The sequence below is a fragment of the Bradyrhizobium sp. WSM4873 genome (assembly GCF_055811355.1).
On sequence record NZ_JBVVPS010000008.1, the window covers coordinates 35,946 to 59,933 of the forward strand.

A 23,988-nucleotide genomic window follows, 5' to 3' on the forward strand; every position below is an offset into this window, starting at 1 on the left:
GGTTCCGGGATGACGGCACGCTTCGCGTCCCGTCAGTTCAGCTTCTCGATCGCGACGGCCACGCCCTGGCCGACGCCGACACACATGGTGGCGAGCGCCAGCTTGCCGCCGCGCTTTTCCATGCCGTGCACCGCGGTGAGCGCGAGGCGCGCGCCGCTCATGCCAAGGGGATGACCGAGTGCGATGGCGCCGCCATGCGGATTGACGAAATCGGCATCGTCGGCAACGCCGAGCTGGCGCATGCAGGCGATACCCTGCGAGGCAAAGGCTTCGTTGAGCTCGATCAGGTCGAAATCGCTGATTTTCTTACCGAGACGTTCCATCAGCTTGCGGGTGGCCGGCACAGGTCCAATGCCCATGATGCGCGGCGGCACGCCGGCCGAAGCGAGGCCGAGGATGCGCGCACGCGGCGTCAGGCCGTGCTTCTTCACGGCAGCCTCGGACGCCAGGATCATCGCGGCGGCGCCGTCATTGACGCCGGAGGCGTTGCCGGCGGTCACCGTGCCTGGATTGCGCACGATCGGCCTGAGCTTCGTCAGGGCTTCCAGCGTGGTCTCGGGACGCGGATGCTCGTCCTTGTCGATGGTAACAGGGCCGGCCTTGCCGCCGGGAATGGTGATGGGGGTGATTTCTTCGGCGAAATAGCCGGCCGCGATCGCGGCGCCCGCGCGCTGCTGCGAGCGGATCGCGAAGGCGTCCTGATCGGCGCGCGAGACCTGGAATTCCTCGGCGACGTTCTCGCCGGTCTCGGGCATCGCGTCGACGCCATACTGCGCCTTCAGCAACGGATTGATGAAGCGCCAGCCGATCGTGGTGTCGAAGATCTCAGCGGAGCGCGAGAACGCTTCCTGCGCCTTGCCCATCACGAAGGGCGCGCGCGTCATGGATTCGACGCCGCCGGCAATCGCAAGCTCGATCTCGCCGGAACGGATGGCGCGGCCGGCGGCACCGACCGCATCGAGGCCGGAGGCACAGAGCCGGTTCAGGGTCTGGCCCGGAACCGAATCCGGCAGACCCGCAAGCAGGAGCGCCATGCGTGCAACGTTGCGGTTGTCCTCGCCGGCCTGGTTGGCACAGCCGAAGAAGACCTCGTCAACCTGTGCCCAATCGAGATTGGGGTGCTTGGCCATCAGAGCCTTGATCGGGGCCGCAGCCAGGTCGTCGGCACGCACCTTGGCGAGCGAGCCGCCAAAACGGCCGATCGGGGTCCGCACGGCATCGCAGATAAAAACGTCACGCATCGTTGTTCTCCCTGAATGCCGCGATCCGGCCTGAATTCTTCAATGTCGACGGAGTTTTAGGAGGGCGCCCGCGGCAGGTCAATTGACCGATACGCCCGTGTTCCGAGGGGTGCGCACGCGAGTTGCGCATGCCGCGGTGCGGACAACGTGGAAAACCTCCCCTCCGCGGCCAAAGCGATAGGAGCGCGAGGTGAAATTTTGTAGGTTGCGCCACCCATGACGATGCAACAGCCGATCCCAGTGCCGCCCCCCGACGAAGCGCCCGCCCCGCAGGGGGAAGCCGCCGCGCGCGTCACGCCGATGATGGAACAGTACCTTGAGATCAAGGCGGCGCATCAGGGCCTCTTGCTGTTCTACCGGATGGGTGACTTTTACGAGCTGTTCTTCGAGGACGCCGAGATCGCCTCCAGGACGCTCGGCATCGTCCTGACCAAGCGCGGCAAACATCAGGGCGCCGATATCCCGATGTGCGGCGTGCCGGTCGAGCGCTCCGAGGATTATCTGCACCGGCTGATCGCCGGCGGGCACCGGGTCGCCGTGTGCGAGCAGACCGAGGATCCCGCCGCCGCCAGAGCGCGCGGCAACAAGAGCGTCGTGCGCCGCGGCGTGGTGCGCCTGGTCACGCCGGGCACGCTGACCGAGGACACGCTGCTCGACGCGCGCGCCAACAATTACCTGCTCGCGCTCGCGCGCGCGCGCTCATCGGCGGGCGGTGACCGCTTTGGCCTCGCCTGGATCGACATCTCGACCGCCGAATTCATGGTGACGGAATGTTCGGGCGGCGAACTCGCCGCCACGCTCGCGCGCATCAATCCGAACGAGGTGATCGTCACCGACGCGCTCTATAACGATAGCGAGCTCGGACAGACCCTGCGCGAGCTGCCGGCAGTGACGCCGCTGACCCGCGACGTCTTCGACGGCGCCACCGCCGAGAAGCGGCTGTGCGACTATTTTGCCGTCGCGACCATGGACGGACTGTCGCAGCTCACGCGGCTGGAAGCCACTGCTGCCGCCGCTGCCGTCACCTATGTTGACCGCACCCAGGTCGGCAAACATCCGCCGCTGTCGCCGCCCGCGCGCGAAGCCTCAGGCGCGACCATAGCGATCGATCCCGCCACCCGCGCCAATCTCGAACTGACGCGGACGCTGGCCGGAGAACGCCGCGGCTCGCTGCTTGATGCGATCGACTGCACGGTGACCTCGGCCGGTTCGCGCCTGCTGGCGCAGCGGCTTGCGGCGCCGCTGACCGATGCGGTGGCGATTGCGCGGCGGCTCGATGCCGTCGGCAGCTTCGTTGCCGACTCGGCCGCGCGCGAGGACATCCGCAGCATCCTGCGCGGCGCTCCGGACATGTCGCGGGCGCTGGCCCGTATATCCGTCGGCCGCGGCGGGCCGCGCGACCTCGCCGGCCTGCGCGACGGCATCATCGCCGCCGACCAGGTGCTGACGCGGCTTGACGAACTCGACCAGCCGCCGCAGGAGATCGCCGCGGTGACGGCGGCGCTCCAAAGGCCATCGCGCGAGCTCGCGGCGGAATTCGCCCGGGCGCTCGACGATCAACTGCCGCTGATCAAGCGGGACGGCGGGTTCGTTCGACAGGGCTATGAGCCTGCGCTGGACGAAACGCGAAACCTGCGCGACGCCTCGCGCCTGGTGGTGGCCTCGATGCAGGCGCGCTACGCCGACAAAACAGGTGTGAAGGGTCTCAAGATCCGGCACAACAACGTGCTCGGCTATTTCGTCGAAGTTACCGCCCAGCACGGCGACAAGCTGATGTCGGCGCCGCTGAACGCAACCTTCATTCACCGCCAGACGTTGGCCGGCCAGGTCCGCTTCACCACCTCGGAACTGGGGGAGATCGAAGCCAAGATCGCCAATGCCGGCGACCGCGCACTCGGGCTCGAGCTCGAGATTTTCGAGCGGCTCTGCGCCAAGGCGTTAGCAATCAGCGAGGAGCTGCGCGCCGCCGCCCACGCCTTTGCGCTGCTCGACGTCGCGACGTCGCTTGCCAAGCTGGCGATCGACGAGAACTATGTGCGGCCCGAGGTGGACTCGTCTCTCGGCTTTGCCATCGAGGCCGGCCGTCATCCGGTGGTCGAGCAGGCCTTGAAGCGCAATGGCGAGCCGTTCATCGCCAATGCCTGCGACCTCTCGCCGGGCCCTGCGCAAAAATCCGGCCAGCTCTGGCTGCTGACCGGTCCGAACATGGCCGGTAAATCGACTTTCCTGCGCCAGAACGCGCTGATTGCTCTTCTTGCTCAAATCGGAAGTTTCGTGCCGGCGACACGCGCGCGGATCGGCATCATCGACCGCCTGTTCTCGCGTGTCGGCGCCGCCGACGATCTCGCCCGCGGCCGTTCCACCTTCATGGTCGAGATGGTCGAGACGGCTGCGATCCTCAACCAGGCCGGCGAGCGCGCGCTTGTGATCCTTGATGAAATCGGCCGCGGCACCGCGACCTTCGACGGTCTCTCGATCGCCTGGGCCGCGATCGAGCATCTGCACGAGAGCAATCGTTGCCGCACGCTGTTCGCGACGCATTATCACGAGCTGACGGCGCTCTCCGCAAAGCTGCCGCGGATGTTCAACGCCACCGTGCGGGTGAAGGAATGGCAGGGCAATGTCGTGTTCCTGCACGAGGTGTTGCCGGGTTCGGCCGATCGCTCTTACGGCATCCAGGTCGCCAAGCTCGCGGGCCTGCCGCCGGCCGTGATCACGCGCGCGAAATCGGTACTGGCGAAGCTGGAAGCCCAGGACCGCGGTCAGACGGCGCGGGCGCTCGCCGACGATCTGCCGTTGTTCGCAGTGCCCTCGCGCGCTGCCGCAGAAGCCGCCCCACTCAGCGAGGCCGAACTGCTGGTGGACGCGGTGAAGGCGCTGCATCCGGACGAGATGTCGCCACGCGAAGCGCTCGACGCGCTGTATGCGTTGAAGGCCAAGCTGCCGAAGCAGTGACGGTGCCGTAGGTGGGTCAGCCGAAGGCGTAACCCACCACTTCTGTCACCGCAGAAACTAAAGAGGTGGGTTACGCTCCGCTAACCCACCCTACCGTTCCGAGCGCTGGCTATGCCCTCGCCGAGATCGCCGCGGCTTCCGCTGCGGCGCGCTGCATGCTGGTCGACATCTCGTTGGTTACGGTGCTCTGCTCTTCGATTGCCGCGGCCGTCGACGTCACATATTCGCTGACGTTGCTGATGGCCGTCTTGATCGAAGCCAGGGCGGTGACGACGTCTCCGGAGATGCCGTTGAGGCTGCCGATCTCCGCGCCGATCTTGTCAGTGGCCTGCTTGGCTTGGTTGGCGAGGCTCTTGACCTCCGAGGCCACCACCGCAAAGCCCCGACCGGCTTCGCCGGCGCGGGCGGATTCGATGGTGGCGTTAAGTGCCAGGAGGTTGATCTGCCCGGTGATGTTGTTGATGAGCTCGACGATCCCGCTCATCGCCAGCGCCGCTTCAGTGAGGCGCTGGGCCTGGGCATCAGCGGACGCGACCTGCTCCACCGCGCTCATCGCGGTCTCGCGCGATTTGGTCATGGCCTCGGAAATCTCCCGCACCGAGGCGTTCAGCTCCTCCGAACCCGCGGCGACCGATTCCATCATGCTGCGGACGCGCTCGTTGCCCATGCGGACCAGCACCTGCTTCGTGACGTCGGTCGCATATTTCACGACCTTGAACGGCTTGCCGTTGAGATCCATGATCGGGTTGTAGGAGGCCTGGATGTAGACCTCCTTGCCACCCTTTCCGATGCGCTTGTATTCGGCCGCCTGGTACTGGCCGCGGTTGAGCGCCGCCCAGAACTCGCGATAGTCATTGCCATCGCGCTCCGAGGGCTCGACGAACATGCTGTGGTGCTTGCCCTTGATCTCCGCCAGCGAATAGCCGAGGGCGCCGAGGAAATTGGAGTTAGCGGTTGTGATCGTGCCGTCCATGTTGAACTCGATCACGGCTTGCGCCTTGTCGATCGCCGCGATCTGGCCCGCAAGGTCGGCACTCTTGAGCTTCTGTTCAGTGACACCGGTCGCGAACTTCACCACCTTGGTGGGCCTGCCCTTCTCGTCGAAAACGGGATTGTATGAGGCTTGGATCCAGACTTCCTTGGCGCCCTTGCCGATCCGCTTGTATTCGGCGGCCTGATATTCGCCGCGGTTGAGCGCAGCCCAGAACTCGCGATAGGCCGGGCTTTCGCGTTCGACAGACGGAACGAACATGCTGTGATGTTTGCCCTGGATCTCGTTCATCGTGTATCCGAGCGTACGCAGGAAATTCTCGTTGGCGGTGAGGACCGTGCCATCCATCGCGAACTCGATGACCGCCTGTGAGCGGTTCGCGGCCGCAACCTGTCCCCCGAAGTCGAGGTTCTGAAGGCGGATCGAAGCATCGGACCATTCCACGACAGTTCCGGCCCGGCTGCCGTCTTCGTTCTTCAGCGGTGTCGCGACGAGGTCGAATTTGTGGCCACCAACCTGGATCATCGCACGATGCACCGCGCTGAGGCTCGCTAGCATCTTGCGCTGATGCTGGGGATTCTTATGAAACACATCGATGTTAGTTCCAACGAGCGTCGCCACGTTGAAGTGGGGCAGCTCTTTCTTGAGGTCGGGCTCAGCCGCGCGCAGCAGGTCTGTCACCGCATCATTCATGTAGACGATGTTCAGGTCGTTGTCGGCCACCATCAGGTTGGCGCTCACGGCCTTGGCAGCCATCATAACCAATGCACCGCTATTCGACTTGCGCTTGAACATGGTCTCTCCAAATTGATCTGGTTGTGCTCGGTGCCATGGACCGATGGCCGAAAAAAAATGGCGTTGAATGCTAAACTGGACGCCAACGAGTCCAGGTATAGGACGCAAGCTGAAACAAACCGCTAACTAAGCTATCGATAAATGGCACGCGCGAGTGATTGAAGAACGCTCGAAAAAAAACCTGCACCTGGGCGCCGACGCATCGGCAGATGAATGATCATTCAATGACTTAGCGGGGCAACGATGCCTGAAGGATGAAAAGTGCACTGCAGGCTGCAACTGCCGCCACGCGTCAGCCCACCACCGTAGTACTCCGGGTGACCTGCGGCTCGCCTTGAAAAGTCTGCGCGACGATGTTGTCAGGCCTCGTTGCCTCGAAGCTTCCGCCGGCCCATCCACCACAGCGTCAGATTCCAGGTCACGCAAGTGCCAAGCGCGACAGAGAGTCCGATAGCGGAGCCGAACGACACCACCGCCACGTGCAACACCGCGATCGCCATTCCGAATCCGAGCAGGCCCCAGGCCGAATTGGCCAGTACGGCAGCAGTCGGCGGACCGCCGATGCGCGGATGCAGGATCACCATGATGCTGGAGAACACCACGGGATACAGCGCAATGATGCCGCTGATCCGGGGACCGACCCAGCCCGAGGTCGAGACGACGATGGCGACGAGCGTCGCGACCAGCGCAGCCCGCATCGGCACGTCGTACCAGCGCCGCGTCACCAGCGGCATCTTGACGTGGCGATAGCCCGCGAGCAGCGGAATGCAGATGCCGAATGCGATCAGATTGGCGGCGAGCCCGGCGGTGAGCGGCCAATCGAACTGCTTGATGATCGATGCGAACACGATCCAGACCGCGACCGCGCTTCCGCAACTCACCAGAAGGCTGCGCCGCTGTGCCAGCACCACATAGGTGAGGCACATGAAGATCGTCGCGGCGTTGACCGGCAGGCTTGCGAGCGCACCCTCCGCGATGAAGCCAGCATCGTGGTCGAGCGCGAGGAAGACGTAGGATGGTCCGGCTGAAACCGGCAAAGTCGCGACCAGCGCGCCGATCACCGGCCCTGAGCGCTCGGTGATGATCGAGGCCGTCACGACGAACGCCGCCGCGACCATCATGCGCAGAACGAGGATGAGGATGAAGTGGAGATCGGGGGACATTTTTTTCTTTTGTCGTCCCGGGCTTCGCCGAGACGACACGATTGTTGGGCGAGCGGCCTTCGCTCGCTACATCCGCTGCATCGAGACCGAGACCTTCGGACCGTTCTTGATGGTCTGATAGACCACGCAATAGCGCTCGGTGAGCTTGAGCAGCAGGTCGAGCTTGTCTTGCGGCGCATCAGTGTCGACCTCGAAGCGCAGACGGATCTCGGCGAAACCGACCGGCGTCTCCTTGTCGACGCCGAGCGTGCCGCGGAAATCGAGATCGCCCTCGGCGTAGACGTTGCCGGTCTTCAGCGGCACCTCGATCGCGGTCGCGACCGATTTCAACGTGACCCCGGCGCAGGCGACCAGCGCCTCGAGCAGCATGTCGCCGGAGCAGAGCTCGAGGCCGGAGCCGCCGGTTGCGGGATGCAGGCCGGCCATTGCGATGGCGCGGCCGGTCTCGACCTTGCACGCGATACCCTCGCTGTCGGTCGAGCCCTTGGCCTTCAACGTGATCATCGCGGTCTTGGGGTCGGCCTTGTAGCGCTCCTTGATCGGGGCCTGCATCTGGCGCAGTGCTGCAGCGTCCATTTTGTCTCTCCCGGGAAAATCGTCTCTACGAAGTACCGGCTTGCGATGTACCGGCTTGGAGAGAAATTGTCACCACCACATGGCCTGACCGGGACCCTGGGTTGCGTCACGGTCGGGCACGCTGCGGTCGAGCGAACGGTCGAGTGACGTCAGCACACTCCGCTTGAAATTCTCGAACAGCGGCGAATTGCGGTCGCGTGGGCGGCCGAGATTGATCTCGATCTGGTCGAACAGCCGGCCCGGCCGCGGCCGCATGACCAGCACGCGGTCAGCCAGCACCACGGCCTCGTCGACATCATGGGTGACGAGGATGAGCGTCGGCCGCGTGTCGGCCCAGAGGTCGAGCAGATGATCCTGGAGGTCCCTGCGGGTGAAGGCATCGAGCGCCGAAAACGGTTCGTCGAGCAAGAGCACCTCGGGCTGCGGCACCAGTGCGCGGGCGATCGCGACGCGCTGTGCCTGCCCGCCCGAGAGCTCGCGAGGCCAGGCCTGCGCCTTCTCGGCGAGCCCGACACGCTCGAGCGCACGCGCCACCTTTTCACGCCGCTCGGTCACGGGCCAATCGGCAAGCCCAAAGCCGATATTGTCGGCGACGCTGAGCCAGGGCAGCAGCCGCGGCTCCTGGAAGATGATGCCGATCTTGGCATGCGGCGCGGCGATCGCCTCGTTGTCGAGCGTCACCGTGCCCGAGCTTGCGCGGTCGAGGCCGGCGATGGCGCGCAGCAGCGTGGACTTGCCGCAGCCCGAGCCGCCGATGATGGCGACGATCTCGCCTTGCCTGATCTCGGCGGAAAAGCGCGCCAGCGCCTGCACGCCGTTGGGATAGGTCTTGCTGACCCGGTCGAGCGCCAGCATCGCCTTATGCTCCCGTCGTACGCCCGAAGGCGTCCTGCCAGCGCAGGAAGGGCGCAGCCGCGATCTCGATCACCCAATCCGTGAGCTTGCCGAGGATCGCGAAGATCACGATGGCGGCGAGGATCTGCGCGGGCTTGCCGAGCTGCTGGCCGTCGAGCAGGAGATAGCCGAGGCCTTCGGACGCGCCGATCAGCTCGGCCGCCACGACGAACATCCAGCCCAGACCAAGTCCGACGCGCAAGGACACGACATAGGCCGGCAGCACCGCGGGCAGCAGGATCCGCCGGATCATGGCGGGTCCAGAGAGACGGAAGGTGCGACCGACCTCGACGATCTTGCGATCGACGATGAGGATCGCGCCCATCACGCCGAGATAGACCGGGAAGAACACGCCGACCGCGATCAGCGCGATCTTCGAGGTCTCGAAGATGCCGAGCCAGAGGATGAACAGCGGCACCCAGGCCAGCGACGGGATCGCGCGCAGCGCCTGCACGGTCGGATCGAGCAGCCGCCGCGCCAGCGACCAATAGCCGGATATGGCGCCGAGCAAGGTGCCCGCGACCACGCCGAACGCAAAGCCGAGGCCGACACGCCACAGCGTTGCGGCAATGTGACGGACCAATTCGCCGGAGCGGGCAAGATCAACGATGGTGGCGAACACGCGCGAGGGCGGCGGCACCAGCCGGCCGTTGGACCAGCCGAGCCAGACCAGGAACTCCCAACCGAGCGCGAGGGTGAGCGGCAGCAACACGCCCAGCAATGGACGCGCATAGCGCGACAACCACGAAGGCGCGGCGGCGCCTTCGGCCGGTTCCGTAGTCTGTTGCAGGACTGGCGCGTCGGAGATCATGGCCGGTAGGAAGCGCGTCTTGTGCGAGATTGCAAGAGCGCGCGGCATTCTCAGCCGTCGTCCCGGACAAGCGCAGCGGAGCGGAGCGCAGATCCGGGACCCATAACCACGGGGCGAACTGGTTACGGGGACTCGGATTTGCCCGTTGGCCCAGACTGCTCCTCTGGTTATGGGTCCAGGGCTCGCTTCGCGCCCCGGGACGACGACCGAGTTTGCCGCGCGCCTGCCTTTAGTTCGTCGGCAGCGGCACCCGATCGTCGATCAACGCATCCAGCGTTGCCTTCACATCGACCTTGGCGTCCACGACGCCGGCCTGTTGCAGTGCGAGGCCCGCGGCGAGGATCGATTCGCGCTGGGGTGCGCCTACGCGGCTGTGGGTAAGCTCGGTGCGCTCCTTGAGCTGCTTGTCGACGACAGGTTCCGGCAGCTTGGTCACGGCGATGAAGGTCTTCTTCAGCTCGTCGTAGTTCGCGAGCGAATATTTGCGCGCTTCCTCGTAAACGGCAAGCACGCGGCGGGCGGCGTCCGGATAGTCCTTCAAGAACTGCTCGCGCACATTGAGGATGCCCCAAGTGTTGGCGTCGGCCTTGCGGTAGAACAGTTTCGCGCCGTCCTCGATCTCGGCCTGCGCCATCATCGGATCGAGCCCGGCCCACGCATCGACGTCGCCGCGGATCAGGGCGGTCTTGCCGTCGGCGTGCTGGAGCAGCACCGGCGTGATGTCCTTTTCGGTGAGACCTGCGCCAAGCAGCGCGCGCACCAGGAAGATGTGCGGATCGGTGCCGCGCGTCACCGCGACGCGCTTTCCCTTGAGGTCGGCCACATCGGCGATCTTGGAATCCTTTGATGTCACCAACGCCGTCCATTCGGGGCGCGAATAGACATAGATCGACTTGATCGGGTTGCCGTTGATGCGGGCGACCAGCGCCGCCGAGCCTGCGGTCGAGCCGAAATCGATCGAGCCCGCATTGAGGAATTCGAGCGCCTTGTTGGAGCCGGCCGACTGCACCCAGGTGACGGTGATGCCGTCCTTGGCGAACTCCTTTTCCAGGAGCCCTTTCTGCTTCAGGACCATCGACACCGGATTATAGGTCGCCCAGTCGATACGGATTTCCTTGAGCGGATCCGCCGCTCGCGCCGCGGGGGACACGGCAAGAGCGACCGCTCCCGCCAAAAGTATCCGTCGAGTAATTCTGGTCATGCCCGGCCTCCTCCAAAACTTCATTGTTTTTCAATGAGTTATATCTAGAGGTCAACGAGAAAATCCGCCCCTCGAAAGCGCGCCGGCTGAGAACAGCTTTGCCCAAAGCCGCACGTTTCCAGCATGGAACGACTATTGCGAGAGAATGGCGGGTGACAGCGCCTGCCGCCTCTTATATCCGGTGAGACATGGACAGCGTCGCAACTGAGCACAAGGCCGAGGTGGACGATCGCTTCGACACCGCGCGGATCACCGCCGCGGTCGATGCGCTTGCCGAGAAGCACCAGGGACGCGAGGACGCGTTCCGCACCGCCATGGCGCAACTGCTCAAGGCCGAGCTGATTGCGTCGCGCGCCGCGGCACAGACGATCCTGCTGAAGGACCGTCACGGCCGGCGCTGCGCCGAGCGACTGTGCCACGTGCAGGACGAGATCATTCGCATCCTGTATTCGGCCGCGACCCGCCATCTCTACCGCTCGCCGATCCCGAGCGGTGCCGAGCGCATGGCGGTGGTGGCGACCGGCGGCTATGGCCGCGGCCTGATGGCTCCCGAGTCCGACATCGATCTGCTCTTCATCCTGCCCTACAAGCAGACCGCCTGGGGCGAGCAGGTGGCCGAGGCCATCCTCTATTGTCTTTGGGACATGGGGCTGAAGGTCGGTCACGCCACGCGCTCCGTCGACGAGTCGATCCGGCAGGCGCGCGGCGACATGACCATCCGCACCGCGATCCTGGAGACGCGATTCCTCACCGGCGACCGGCCGCTCTATGACGAGCTGGTCGCCCGCTTCGACAAGGAGGTCGTGCAAGGCACCGCGTCCGAGTTCGTCACCGCGAAACTCGCCGAGCGTGAGGAGCGGCATCGCCGCGGCGGCCAATCGCGATATCTGGTCGAACCCAACGTCAAGGACGGAAAGGGTGCCCTGCGCGACCTGCACACGCTGTTCTGGATCGCGAAATACGTCTACCGCGTGAGCGACACCGACGAGCTGGTCGACCGCGGCGTGTTCGACGCGCAGGAATACCGCACCTTCCGCCGCTGCGCCGACTTCCTCTGGTCGGTGCGCTGCAATCTTCACTTCTACTCTGGCCGCCCTGAAGAGCGCCTCTCCTTCGATCTCCAGCGCGAGATCGCGGTCCGGCTCGGCTACACCTCGCATCCCGGCATGCAGGACGTCGAGCGCTTCATGAAGCACTATTTCCTGGTCGCCAAGGAAGTCGGCAACCTCACCGCCATCCTCTGCGCCAAGCTCGAGGACCAGCAGGCCAAGCCCGCGCCGGTGCTCAGCCGGATGATGGCGCGGCTGCGCCCCACCGCGGTGAAGCGGCGGGTGCCCGACAGCGACGACTTCATCGTCGATAACAACCGCATCAACGTCGCCGCGCCAGACGTGTTCAAGCACGATCCGGTCAATTTGATCCGCATCTTCCGCCTGGCGCAGAAGAACAATCTCGCCTTCCACCCGGACGCGATGCGCGACGTGACGCGTTCGCTTGGCCTGATCAACGCGCAGATGCGCGAGAATCCCGAGGCTAACCGGCTGTTCATGGAGATCCTGACGTCCGACAACGCGGAAATCGTGCTGCGGCGGATGAACGAGACCGGCGTGCTCGGCCATTTCATCCGCGCCTTCGGCAAGATCGTCTCGATGATGCAGTTCAACATGTATCATCACTACACCGTCGACGAGCATTTGATCCGCTGCGTCGGCTTCCTCCAGGACATCGAGCGCGGCGGCATCGAGGAATTCGCGGTGGCGAGCGACCTGATGCGCAAGATCCGGCCGGAGCATCGCTCCGTGATCTACATTGCGACGCTGCTGCACGACGTCGCCAAGGGCCGGCCCGAGGATCACTCGATCGCCGGCGCCAAGGTGGCGCGACGGCTTTGCCCGCGGCTCGGCTTCAGTCCGGCCGACACCGAGCTCGTGGCCTGGCTGATCGAGGAGCATCTGACGATGTCCACGGTCGCGCAGTCGCGCGATCTCTCCGACCGCAAGACCATCGAGAATTTCGCCGCCGTGGTGCAGTCGGTCGAGCAGATGAAGCTCTTGACGATCCTGACCACCGCGGACATCCGCGGCGTCGGCCCGGGCGTGTGGAACGGCTGGAAGGCGCAGCTCTTGCGGTCGCTGTACTACGAGACCGAACCGGTGCTGACGGGCGGCTTCTCGGAGGTTGACCGCGGCAAGCGCCTCACGGCCGCATACGCCGAATTCCGTAACGCCTTCGCGGAATGGCCGGCGGAAGAGCTCGACGCCTATATCGCCCGGCACTATCCGGCCTACTGGCTCAAGGTCGAGCTGCCGCGCAAGATCCGCCATGCGCGCTTCGTCCGCGCCAGCGAGCAGGCCGGCCACAAGCTTGCGATCAATGTCGGCTTCGACGAGGTGCGTGGCGTCACCGAGCTGACCATCTTCGCCGCCGACCATCCCTGGCTGCTGTCGATCATTGCGGGCGCCTGTGCCTCGGCCGGCGCCAACATCGTCGATGCCCAGATCTACACCACGACCGACGGCCGCGCGCTCGACACGATCTCGATCTCCAGGGAATACGACCGCGACGAGGACGAGGGACGGCGCGCCACGCGCATCGGCGAGATGATCGAGGACGTGCTGGAAGGCAAGCTGCGTCTGCCCGAGGTGGTGGCCCGGCGCACCGTACGCGGCAAGGCGCGGCCGTTCGTGATCGAGCCGGAAGTGACCATCAACAACCAATGGTCAGACCGCTACACAGTGATCGAGATGTCCGGCCTCGACCGGCCCGGGCTGCTCTACGAGCTGACCACCGCGATCTCGAAGCTCAACCTCAACATCGCCTCGGCCCATGTCGCGACCTTCGGCGAGCGCGCCCGCGACGTGTTCTACGTCACCGACCTCCTGGGCGCACAGATCAGCGCGCCGACGCGGCAATCCGCGATCAAGAGCGCGCTGACCCACGTGATGGCCGGCGACAAGGCGGTTCAGCCCGCGGCGTGAGCGGGGAGACCTAAACCGCCACGCCTTCATGCCGCAGCAGCCAGCGCTTGCGCGCGAGGCCGCCGCCATACTTCACCAGGGAACCATCGGCGCCGATCAGGCGGTGGCACGGCAGCACCACGCTGATCGGGTTGGAGCCGTTGGCATGGCCGACGGCACGAATGGCTTTGGGCATGTCGATCCTTGCTGCGAGCGCGCCGTAACTCATCGTGGTGCCGGCAGGGATTTGCGCCAACGCATTCCAGACCTTCTGCTGGAATGGCGTGCCGGCGATGCGCCAGGCGATGCCCGAGAGCTGACCGAGATCGCCGTCGAAATAGTCCGACAGCGCAGTCCGCATGGCCGCGGGCGCGGATTGGTCACTCAGCTCCACCACACCGTAATGCAGGCGCAAGAGCTCGCGCATGCGGTGCTCGTAATCCTCCCAGTCGAGCGCGCGCAATGCGCCCGCAGCGTCGGTGACGAGCAGCGCAATCCCGATCGGCGTCGCCAGCCGATCGAGGCCGAAGCTTACAGGTGATTTGGTTGGTCGCGCGGGCATTGCGGCACCATGGCATCGAAACACGCCATCGCACTTGCCACGCCCGCCGTGCTAACGTCCACCCGAAAGCTGGCGCTGGGGGAGCTCAACTTGATTTGGATCGCGAATATTTTGGTGGCGCTGGTCGCCGCACTGCACGCTTACTTCCTGATCCTGGAGATGTTTCTCTGGGACAAGCCGCAAGGCTTGAAGGTCTTCCGCAACACGCCCGAGAAGGCAGCGATCACAAAGGTGCTGGCCGCCAACCAGGGGCTCTATAACGGCTTCCTGGCCGCAGGCCTGGTCTGGGGGCTGGTGCACGGCAATCCGGCCTTCGCGTTCCAGATCAAGGCATTCTTCCTGCTCTGCGTGATCGTGGCCGGCGCTTATGGTGCAGCGACCGTCAGCACGCGCATCCTGATGGTGCAGGCGCTGCCGGCGGCGCTCGCGCTGTTAGCGCTGTTCCTGACGTGAGACGCTAAGGCGCGGCGCCGCGATCCTTGCGCGTCGCCTGCCGTTCCTCCACAATCTCCGACAGCGATGGCGACCGTTGGCAATCAACGGGACAAGACCGTCGGTCGGAAATTCCGTCAGGAGGAACAACCCCACATGAGCAATCGCAGAGCCTTCATCACTGCCACGGCGGCGCTCGCCTTCGCGTTCTCCGCCAACCAAGCTCTCGCCCAGAAGAAATACGACACCGGCGCGAGCGACACCGAGATCAAGATCGGCCAGACCGTGCCGTTCTCCGGGGCCTATTCCGTCTACGCCAATATCGGCAAGACCCAGGCCGCCTACTTCAAGATGATCAACGATCAAGGCGGCATCAACGGCCGCAAGATCAATCTGATCCAGTATGACGACGCCTATTCGCCGCCGAAGACGGTCGAGCAGGTGCGCAAGCTCGTCGAAGGCGACGAGGTGCTGTTCACCTTCCAGATCATCGGCACGGCCGCGAACGCCGCCGTGCAAAAATATCTCAACGGCAAGAAGATCCCGCAGCTGCTGGCCTCGACCGGCGCCGCGCGCTTCAACGATCCGCAGAACTATCCCTGGACCATCGCCTATAATCCCAATTACGTGTCCGAGGGACGCATCTACGCCAAGTACATTCTCAAGGAGCATCCGAACGCCAAGATCGGCGTGCTCTATCAGAACGACGACATGGGCCGCGACTATCTCGCCGGCCTCAAGAGCGGTCTCGGCGACAAGGCCGCCAGCATGATCGTCGGCGAAGTCTCCTACGAGGTCACCGATCCGACCGTGGACTCGCAGGTGGTCAAACTGAAGTCGTTGGGCGCCGATCTTTTCTATGATGCCTCGACACCCAAATTCGCGGCGCAGGCGATCAAGAAGGTCGCCGAGCTCGGCTGGACGCCGGTGCACATTCTCGACATCAACGCGAGCCCGATCTCGGCGACACTGAAGCCGGCCGGCCTCGAGATCTCCAAGGGCATCATCTCGACCCAATACGGCAAGGAGCCCGGAGATCCCCAGTGGAAGGACGATCCGGGCGTGAAAGCGTTCTTCGCCTTCATGGACAAGTATTTCCCCGAAGGCGACAAGCTCAATACCGTCAACACCTATGCTTATTCCGTCGCCGAATTGCTGACGCAGGTGCTGAAACAGTGCGGCGACGACCTGTCGCGTGAGAACGTGATGAAGCAGGTCGCCAACATCAAGGACTTCACCCCGAGCTTCGCGCTGCCCGGCATCAAGATCAACACCGGGCCGAACGACTACCGCGTCAACAAGCAGATGCAGATGATGAAGTTCAACGGCGAACGCTGGGAGCTGTTCGGCCCGATCATGGAGGATGCAGGTCCAGCGGGTTAGTTACTGGGTAGGGTGGGTTAGCGCAGGGTAACCCACCTCTTTGATTCCGCGGAAACAGAAGTGGTGGGTCACGCCCCGGATGCGCATCGCGCATCCGCCTGGGCTGGCCCACCTTATGAAGCTGCTACGAAGCCGCCCATGCTACGAACTGCGGGCGCACGCCCAGCTTGCGTTGCAGCAATGCCTCATCCACAATCGCCCTCAGCGGTGACATCAGGTGCGCACAAGCGCACCCGATTGATCACCGGCAATAAACACTGAGGAAAACGCGAATGAGGAATGGAATGCTGCATCTGGCCACGGCAACGGCGCTGACCCTGGCGCTGTCGGTCTCGGCGGCCAATGCCCAGAAGAAATATGATCCGGGCGCCAGCGATACCGAGATCAAGGTCGGCCAGACGATGCCGTTTTCTGGACCGGCGTCGGCCTATTCGTCGATCGGCAAGACCCAAGCCGCCTATTTCAAGATGATCAACGACCAGGGCGGCGTCAACGGCCGCAAGATCAATCTGATCCAGTATGACGACGCCTACTCGCCGCCGAAAGCCGTGGAGCAGATTCGCAAGCTCGTCGAGAGCGACGAGGTCCTGCTGACCTTCCAGATCATCGGCACGCCGGTGAACGCAGCCGTACAGAAATATCTCAATTCGAAGAAGGTGCCGCAACTGTTCGCGGCGACCGGAGCCTCGAGGTTCACGGATCCGAAGAACTTTCCGTGGACGATGGGCTTCAACCCCAACTACTTCGTCGAAGGCCGCATCTACGGACAGTACATCCTGAAAGAGCATCCGAACGCCAAGATCGGCGTGCTCTATCAGAACGACGACCTCGGCAAGGACTATCTGAACGGCATCAAGGCCGGCCTCGGCGACAAGGCTGCCAAGATGATCGTGACTGAAGCTTCCTACGAAGTCTCCGATCCGACGGTCGACTCGCAGATCCTCAAGATCAAGGACGCCGGCGCCGATCTGTTCTTCAGCGCCACCACGCCGAAGCAGGCGGCCCAGGCGATCAAGAAGATCGCCGAGATGGGCTGGCATCCGGTGCAGATCGTCGACATCAACGCCACCTCGGTCGGCGCGGTGCTGAAGCCGGCCGGCCTCGACGCCGCCAAGGGCCTGATCAGCGTCAATTACGGCAAGGAACCGCTCGATCCGACCTGGAAGGACGATGCCGGCCTCAAGAGGTATTTCGACTTCATGGCCAAATATTATCCGGACGGCGACAAGGACTCGAACTTCAATACCTACGGCTACAGCACGGCGCAGCTGCTGGTCCATGTGCTGAAGCAGTGCGGCGACGACCTGACGCGCGAGAACGTGATGAAGCAGGCCGCGTCGCTGAAGGACGTGACCAGCGACACCGCGCTGCCGGGCATCAAGGCCAACACCTCACCGACCGACTACCGGGTCAACAAGCAGCTTCAGATGATGAAGTTCAACGGCGAACGCTGGGAGCTGTTCGGCCCGATCATCGAGGATGCGAGTCCGGCGGGTTAGTTCTGCACGGTCATTCCGGGCTGGCGCGCGAGCGCCAGACCGGAATCTCGAGATTCTCAGGTGCGCAATTGCGCACCTGGGTTCGATGCTTTCGCATCGCCCCGGAACGACGTGGCTCTACTCCGGTATCTCGCCAAAGTTCTTCCCCGCAGGCAGCACCGCATGCCGAATAAGCCGTGAATCCTCCACCGCGGCCTGCCTGTGCTTCACCGCTTCGCGATAGACGGGATCGCGGATCATCTCGACGAAGGCGGCGACGCTTGGGTATTCGGCGATGAAGCAATGGTCCCAGCGCTCAGTCTCGGGGCCGATCAGCATCAGCTCGAATTTGCCCTGCCAGACGATGCGGCCGCCGAGGCGTTCGAACACCGGACCACTCTCGCGGCCATAGGCCGCATAGGCTTCCGCACCGCTCGTCTTGCGGCCGTCCGGATAGGCCGCCTCCTTGCGCAAGCGTACCAGGTTGAGCATGTGGATCGGACCGGGGCGGTCGTTGTCCCGGAACTGCGCGAAAATCTCCTTGGTCGGATCGATGTGGCCCATCTGAGTTCCCTCTTGTTTTATGCCGGCGATCCTAGCTCTGCCGACTGCGCAGCGGAACTGCGGCCAGCGAATGCCGCACCTCCTAATCGCGCGTTAAGCTCTGGGTAACCGGGCCTTAAACAGCGACCGCTAGCGTGCGGCGGGGCGGGCTGACCGGGCGTTTGCGTATGGGGTTGGGAAAGAAAAAGAGTGGGCGCAAGGAGCCGCTGTTCGGCTTGCCTGCAGCACTCGCCGATCTGCGCCTGACCGCAGCCGACCGCATTCCCGGCGGCGACGACAAGCCGAAGAAACCAACGAAATCATCCGCCAAGCGTAAGCGCGAGGATGCCGGCGACGAGCCCCCGCGCGAGCGGAAGGCGCCAGCCGGCCGCGGCAGTGCCAAGCGGCGATCGAAGTCGCGCATCGGCGCTGGTCTCGGTCGCCTGGTCTATTGGGGCGCGGTGCTGGGCCTGTGGGGCGCGATCGCCGTGATCGGCGTCGTGATCTGGGTCGGCGCTCATCTGCCGCCGATCCAGTCGCTGGAAATCCCCAAACGGCCGCCGACGATCCAGATCGTCGGCATCGACGGCAGCATGCTGGCGCAACGCGGCGAGATGGCCGGCGCCAACGTCTCGCTGAAGGATCTGCCGCAATATCTGCCCAAGGCGTTCATCGCCATCGAGGATCGCCGCTTCTATTCGCATTTCGGCATTGATCCCGTAGGCATCCTGCGCGCGCTCGTCACCAACGTGCTCCATCGCGGCGTGTCGCAGGGCGGCTCGACGCTGACGCAGCAATTGGCGAAAAACCTGTTCCTGACTCAGGAGCGCACCATGGCGCGCAAGCTGCAGGAAGCGGAGCTCGCGATCTGGCTGGAGCGCAAGCATTCCAAGAACGAGATCCTGGAGCTCTATCTCAACCGCGTCTATTTCGGCTCCGGCGCCTATGGCGTCGAGGCCGCCGCGCAGCGCTATTTCGGTAAGTCGGCCAAGAACGTCACCGTCGCGGAGGCCGCGATGCTGGCCGGCCTTGTCAAATCGCCTTCGCGGCTCGCGCCGAACCGCAACCCCGAGGGCGCGGAAGCGCGCGCGAAAATCGTGCTCACGGCGATGGCGGATGCCAAATTCATCACCGAGGCGCAGGCGCAGGCCTCGATCGGCCAACCCTCCTACAATGTGAAGCCGGTCGGCGCCGGCACGGTCAATTACGTCGCCGACTGGATCGGCGAGGTGCTGGACGATCTGGTCGGCCAGATCGACGAGAGCATCAAGGTCGAGACCACGATCGATCCGAAGCTCCAGAGCGTGGCGGAAGCCGCCATCATCGACGAGCTCGCGGCCAAGAGCGTCAAGTTCAATGTCAGCCAGGGCGCACTGGTGGCGATGACGCCGGACGGCGCGGTTCGCGCCATGGTCGGCGGGCGGAACTACTCCGAGAGCCAGTACAACCGCGCGGTCACCGCCAGGCGCCAGCCGGGCTCCTCGTTCAAGCCGTTCGTATACCTGACCGCGCTCGAGCAGGGGCTGACGCCCGACACGCTCCGCCAGGACGCGCCGATCGAGGTCAAGGGCTGGAAACCTGAGAACTACACCCACGAATATTTCGGCGCGGTGACGCTGACCCAGGCGCTCGCGATGTCGCTCAACACGGTCGCCATCCGCCTCGGCCTCGAGGTCGGGCCGAAGAACGTGGTGCGCACCGCGCACCGGCTCGGCATCTCCTCGAAACTCGAGCCCAACGCCTCGATCGCGCTCGGCACCTCCGAAGTCTCGATGGTCGAGCTGGTCGGCGCCTATGCGCCCTTCGCCAATGGCGGCTTCGCGGCGACGCCGCATGTCGTCACGCGGATCAGGACACTCAGTGGCAAGCTGCTCTACATGCGCCAGGCGGACGAGCACATCCAGGTGGTCGACCCGCGCTATGTCGGCATGATGAACGCGATGATGCGGGAAACGCTGATCAGCGGCACCGCCAAGAAGGCGGAGATCCCGGGCTGGCCGGCGGCCGGCAAGACCGGCACCAGCCAAGACTACCGCGACGCCTGGTTCATCGGCTACACCGCCAACCTCGTCACCGGCGTGTGGCTCGGCAATGACGACAACTCGCCGACCAAGAAGGCAACCGGCGGCGGCTTGCCGGTCGAAGTCTGGTCGCGCTTCATGAAGACGGCGCACGAGGGCGTGCCGGTGGCAGCCTTGCCGAGCTCTCCAGGTGGCTGGGGCCTGTCGAACCTGGCGCAGGCAACGTCGCAAGTGTCGCCGCCAACAGCGGCAGCGCCCGCACCGGCACCTGCCAACAACGGCGGCTATCGGCCGCCGCCGACGCGCGCCAATGCCCGTCCGGAAGCAGCCGCAGGACTCGACGGCTGGCTGATGGACCGGCTGTTCGGCGGGAATCGATAGGTTCTGCGTGGGGTCGTTGTGGCCTCAAAACAAAAATCGCGAAAACAACCCCATGCACAGTAGCCAGTGATAGCGGAATCAACGGCTTACGCGAGTCGCAAGACGGCTGATTCCGGCAGCAAGGCCATTTGACACGTCGGGCAAAACAGAACCGTCCCGCCATCATCCCGAACGCGGCCGCTATCTCGGCTATCCCTGTTCGCCACCAGTGTCGTCTTCGGCAAGTCCTGCCTACCATGGCAAAATCGACCGATCCCCGCAGCTCCCGGAACGCAAAAAAAACCAGTCTCTTCAAGCTCGGGGCGGCGGCCCGGGATTTGCTCTCATAGGTTGAGCAAGTATCGGAGAGCGTTCCATGATGTCAGGTGTATCCAGCGCGGCGTTGCCTCATCTGCGGCCCGCATCAACGTCCGCTTCGAACAGGACATCGAGTCTTCAGCCGGCGGGACCGGATGCGACTGATGCTGCGACCGACGGCTTTCGGATCGACGTCTCGCAGGTCAAGCCCCTGACAGGCGCCAAGTCGATATCCGCGGCGGACAATCCTCACCTGCGCGACCTCATGGCAACGAACTGGCTGATGACCCATGACACGAGCGCGACTCAATCGGCCGTCTCGGACGGTGCACCGGAGAATACCTATGCTCAGGTGAAGGTCGACGGCAAGGTGGTCGCCACCCTGTACAATGGCGGGTCCTCGACGATGACCAACGAGGCGGCTGCAAAGATCGGCAAGCTGGAGGATCCACCCGGTCTGAGTGGACCGGATCTGGCGCAGTGGCGGGCCGATAGCTATGCCGAGCGGCTCGGTGGCACCGTTGAAAAAGCTTCCACCGCGATCACGCAATCGCAATGGACCCCGCGTGAAAGCAGCTCCGCAACCTATAGCCGCGATCAACTCGACGCGGCCTTCCAGGCGATGCTGGCCGAGGGCCAGAAGGCGGCCGCGCAATTGCAGTCATCCTATCTCGCCTCGCGCAGGCAGCCGGGGACAAGCGCGGATGTCAGCGCCTGAGCAGAGGGATGAATTGAGTTCGCGCGGACGTCGCCGCATTCTCAACTGTCATTCCCGCGAACGCGGGAATCCAGTACGCCGCGGCCTCTCGGTTCAATAACAACCGCCTCGGAACACTGGATCGCCCGGTCGAGCCGGGCGATGACAGCGTCAGATGGAGGCTGGCAGCGAGGACCTAATCCTCGACCCCGTACCGGTGCAAATCGTTGCCGTACGTATCGAGCCACTTCTTGGCGCGCTCCATCGACGGGCAGACCTTGCCGCAGACGCGCCAGAACCGCGCCGAGTGGTTCATCTCGACGAGATGGGCGACCTCGTGCGCGGCGAGGTAGTCGAGCACGTAGGGTGGCGCGAGGATCAGGCGCCAGGAGAACGACAGCGAACCGGCCGAGGTGCAGGAGCCCCAGCGGCTCGATTGATCGCGGATCGAGAGCCGCTTGACCTTGACGCCGAGCTCGCCGGCATAGGCTTCCGCGGCACGCTGAAGATCGCGGCGGGCCTCGCGCTTGAGGAAGTCGCTGACGCGACGGTCCGCATGTTCGACGCCGCCGGCGACGCAGAGAATGCGCTCACCGCTATCGCGCACTTCCGTCCACACCGTACCGCGGGTGCCGGCGCGATGAACGATGCGATGAGAAACGCCGCGAAGCGGTATCACTGTGCCAGGCTGGAACGGTGCGGCCTTCGGCAAACGGCCGAGACGTGCCGCGATCCACGCGCCGTGGCGCTGCGCAAAGTCTTTTGCTTCGGCGAGCGTCCCGCGCGGCGGCATGGTGAGGATGGCTTCGCGATCGCTCGGATGAATTCTGAGCGTGTAACGACGCGCGCGGCGATGCCGGCGCAGCCGAATCGCAAAATATTGCGATCCATGGGTGATCAGGAGGGTCTTCGGCTCGTGGGGCCGGCGATAGAGGAGTGCGCGAGTGGCCATGTCTGTCAGTCCGGGGGGCAGGAGAGCGCCCGGATTCTGCCATAACCGCCGCCAGGGAAAGCGCTCGGCGCAAAAACAAATCATTTGCCCAATATACAGGGGTCTGGCGTCCGGGAGACCCTACAGACTGGGGTTGGAACCGGCTTTTTTCGCCCCCGTTCGGCGCATGCGGCACCCCCAAGGGGTGAGGTTGGACTCACTCCTACAAAGCTACCTGAATACCGCGAATCTGGCGGGAACTTGCCCCTGTCGGAGCCTCCGACAGGGCGTCGATTTGCAGCGGGAAAGCCGAAATATGCGATTATTCAGCCGCGAGCGCCTGCAATGAGCTCGGATTCGCCGCCGAGACCATGAAGTCATGGATGCGCGGCACGATTTCCGATTTGAAGCGCGAGCCGTTGAACACGCCGTAATGTCCGACGCCCTTCTGGACGTAATGAACGCGGCGATGATCGGGAATCGAGCTGCACAATGTGTGCGTTGCTTCGGTCTGACCGATGCCGGAGATGTCGTCGTTCTCGCCTTCGACCGTCATCAACGCAACGCGCGTGACCTTGGAGGGATCGACGCGTGTTCCACGATGGGTCATCTCGCCCTTCGGCAGCGAATGCTTCACGAACACGGTGTCGACGGTCTGCAGGTAATACTCGGCGGAGAGATCCATCACCGCGAGATATTCGTCGTAAAAGTCGCGATGCTTGTCGACGAGGTCGCCGTCGCCCTTCACCAGATTGGCGAACAGCTGCTTGTGGGCATCCATATGCCGGTCGAGATTCATGCTGATGAAGCCGTTGAGCTGCAAAAATCCCGGATAGACGTCGCGCATCATGCCCGGATGCGGGAACGGCACCTTGGTGATGACGTGGTTGCGGAACCAGTCGATACCGCGCTCCTGCGCAAGGTTGTTCACTGCGGTCGGATTGCGGCGGGTGTCGATCGGGCCGCCCATCAGAGTCATCGAAGTCGGCACGAAGGGATCACGCCGCGCTTCCATGATCGAAACGGCAGCGACGACGGGAACCGAGGGCTGGCACACCGCCAGCACATGCGTGTTGCCGCCGAGGACATGCAGCATCTCGATGACGTAGTCGATGTAGTCGTCGAGATCGAAGCGGCCGCCGCTGAGCGGCACCATGCGGGCATCGGCCCAATCGGTGATGTAGACCTCATGCGCCGGCAAGAAAGCCTCGACGGTGCCGCGGAGCAGCGTCGCGTAATGGCCGGACATCGGCGCGACGATCAGCACGCGCGGTTGCGGGCTGCGCAGCGGACGGGTGAACTTGCGATCGAAGTAGAGCAGGCGGCAGAACGGCTTTTCCCAGACCGAGCGGACCTCGACGGGGACACGGATGCCGTTGACCTCGGTGTCGTTGAGGCCCCATTCCGGCTTGCCGTAACGGCGCGTGGTGCGTTCGAACAGTTCGCAGGCCGCGGCAACCGACTTGCCGACCTCGGTGCGTGCCCATGGATTGAGGGGATTTTGAAACAGCAGCTTGGTCGCGTCCGTGATCGCACGCGCCGGATTGAGAGAGGCTTGCCCCATCTCGTACATCCAGTACATCGGCGTCGTCAGGACCGGACTGCCTTCGGCCACCAGGGGCGGCGCGCCGCCAAACTCACCAATCGGCATCGCTATATTCCTCTTCGCATCGCAGCAT

General features: G+C 64.2%; 18 protein-coding genes. 7 read left to right on the forward strand and 11 right to left on the reverse strand.

Going from position 1 to position 23,988, the window contains the following annotated elements; all coding sequences use genetic code 11:
• Positions 1-32 precede the first annotated feature (32 nt).
• Positions 33-1,241, reverse strand: a complete 1,209-nt coding sequence (gene pcaF / locus AC0L21_RS13695; protein WP_473262231.1) for a 3-oxoadipyl-CoA thiolase — start codon at positions 1,239-1,241, stop codon at positions 33-35.
• Between the two features lie 216 nt (positions 1,242-1,457).
• On the opposite strand from pcaF, the gene mutS reads away from it, so the two are divergent.
• Positions 1,458-4,196 (forward strand): DNA mismatch repair protein MutS, encoded by a 2,739-nt coding sequence (mutS, locus tag AC0L21_RS13700; protein ID WP_473262233.1) that lies wholly within the window; start codon positions 1,458-1,460, stop codon positions 4,194-4,196.
• Between the two features lie 109 nt (positions 4,197-4,305).
• On the opposite strand, the gene AC0L21_RS13705 is transcribed toward mutS, so the two are convergent.
• The 6 genes from AC0L21_RS13705 to AC0L21_RS13730 form a co-directional block, all read right to left on the reverse strand.
• The gene (locus AC0L21_RS13705) at positions 4,306-5,982 is read right to left on the reverse strand and encodes a methyl-accepting chemotaxis protein (protein ID WP_473262235.1); all 1,677 of its coding nucleotides are present in this window, start codon (positions 5,980-5,982) and stop codon (positions 4,306-4,308) included.
• 359 nt (positions 5,983-6,341) lie between these two features.
• Complete coding sequence (locus AC0L21_RS13710; protein WP_473262237.1) at positions 6,342-7,145, reverse strand: hypothetical protein; 804 nt, start codon at positions 7,143-7,145, stop codon at positions 6,342-6,344.
• 66 nt (positions 7,146-7,211) lie between these two features.
• Positions 7,212-7,721: an OsmC family protein gene (locus AC0L21_RS13715; RefSeq protein WP_473262239.1), complete on the reverse strand. Its 510-nt coding sequence runs from the start codon at positions 7,719-7,721 to the stop codon at positions 7,212-7,214.
• 69 nt (positions 7,722-7,790) lie between these two features.
• Entirely contained in the window at positions 7,791-8,576 is a 786-nt protein-coding gene (locus AC0L21_RS13720; RefSeq protein WP_473262241.1) for an ABC transporter ATP-binding protein, read from the reverse strand.
• A 4-nt stretch (positions 8,577-8,580) separates the two neighbouring features.
• Entirely contained in the window at positions 8,581-9,426 is an 846-nt protein-coding gene (locus AC0L21_RS13725) for an ABC transporter permease (RefSeq protein ID WP_473262530.1), read from the reverse strand.
• Between the two features lie 229 nt (positions 9,427-9,655).
• Positions 9,656-10,627 carry an aliphatic sulfonate ABC transporter substrate-binding protein gene (locus AC0L21_RS13730; RefSeq protein ID WP_473262243.1) on the reverse strand — a complete coding sequence of 324 codons (972 nt, stop codon included), beginning with the start codon at positions 10,625-10,627 and terminating at the stop codon, positions 9,656-9,658.
• Between the two features lie 188 nt (positions 10,628-10,815).
• Here AC0L21_RS13730 and AC0L21_RS13735 point away from each other — a divergent pair, with 188 nt between their 5' ends.
• Entirely contained in the window at positions 10,816-13,605 is a 2,790-nt protein-coding gene (locus AC0L21_RS13735) for a [protein-PII] uridylyltransferase (protein ID WP_473262245.1), read from the forward strand.
• Positions 13,606-13,615: 10 nt separating this feature from the next.
• On the opposite strand, the gene AC0L21_RS13740 is transcribed toward AC0L21_RS13735, so the two are convergent.
• Complete coding sequence (locus tag AC0L21_RS13740; protein WP_473262247.1) at positions 13,616-14,146, reverse strand: methylated-DNA--[protein]-cysteine S-methyltransferase; 531 nt, start codon at positions 14,144-14,146, stop codon at positions 13,616-13,618.
• A 9-nt stretch (positions 14,147-14,155) separates the two neighbouring features.
• Between AC0L21_RS13740 and AC0L21_RS13745 the strand changes: the two genes are divergently transcribed.
• The 3 genes from AC0L21_RS13745 (at position 14,156) to AC0L21_RS13755 (ending at position 17,460) form a co-directional block, all read left to right on the forward strand.
• The gene (locus AC0L21_RS13745) at positions 14,156-14,599 is read left to right on the forward strand and encodes a DUF1304 domain-containing protein (RefSeq protein ID WP_473262249.1); all 444 of its coding nucleotides are present in this window, start codon (positions 14,156-14,158) and stop codon (positions 14,597-14,599) included.
• Between the two features lie 135 nt (positions 14,600-14,734).
• Positions 14,735-15,961 (forward strand): ABC transporter substrate-binding protein, encoded by a 1,227-nt coding sequence (locus AC0L21_RS13750; RefSeq protein ID WP_473262252.1) that lies wholly within the window; start codon positions 14,735-14,737, stop codon positions 15,959-15,961.
• A gap of 272 nt (positions 15,962-16,233) precedes the next feature.
• The gene (locus AC0L21_RS13755; RefSeq protein ID WP_473262256.1) at positions 16,234-17,460 is read left to right on the forward strand and encodes an ABC transporter substrate-binding protein; all 1,227 of its coding nucleotides are present in this window, start codon (positions 16,234-16,236) and stop codon (positions 17,458-17,460) included.
• 117 nt (positions 17,461-17,577) lie between these two features.
• Here the strand turns inward: AC0L21_RS13755 and AC0L21_RS13760 are convergent, their stop codons facing one another.
• Positions 17,578-18,003, reverse strand: a complete 426-nt coding sequence (locus AC0L21_RS13760) for a DUF1330 domain-containing protein (protein ID WP_473262258.1) — start codon at positions 18,001-18,003, stop codon at positions 17,578-17,580.
• A gap of 167 nt (positions 18,004-18,170) precedes the next feature.
• On the opposite strand from AC0L21_RS13760, the gene AC0L21_RS13765 reads away from it, so the two are divergent.
• Together AC0L21_RS13765 and AC0L21_RS13770 are read left to right on the forward strand one after the other, a co-directional pair.
• Positions 18,171-20,384, forward strand: a complete 2,214-nt coding sequence (locus tag AC0L21_RS13765; protein ID WP_473262261.1) for a transglycosylase domain-containing protein — start codon at positions 18,171-18,173, stop codon at positions 20,382-20,384.
• A 355-nt stretch (positions 20,385-20,739) separates the two neighbouring features.
• Positions 20,740-21,399 (forward strand): hypothetical protein, encoded by a 660-nt coding sequence (locus AC0L21_RS13770; protein WP_473262263.1) that lies wholly within the window; start codon positions 20,740-20,742, stop codon positions 21,397-21,399.
• 175 nt (positions 21,400-21,574) lie between these two features.
• Here the strand turns inward: AC0L21_RS13770 and AC0L21_RS13775 are convergent, their stop codons facing one another.
• Positions 21,575-22,414 (reverse strand): M48 family metallopeptidase, encoded by an 840-nt coding sequence (locus tag AC0L21_RS13775; RefSeq protein WP_473262266.1) that lies wholly within the window; start codon positions 22,412-22,414, stop codon positions 21,575-21,577.
• A gap of 217 nt (positions 22,415-22,631) precedes the next feature.
• A complete protein-coding gene (locus AC0L21_RS13780) occupies positions 22,632-23,960 on the reverse strand; it encodes a polyhydroxyalkanoate depolymerase (protein WP_473262269.1) in 1,329 nt (442 codons plus the stop codon).
• Positions 23,961-23,988 lie beyond the last annotated feature (28 nt).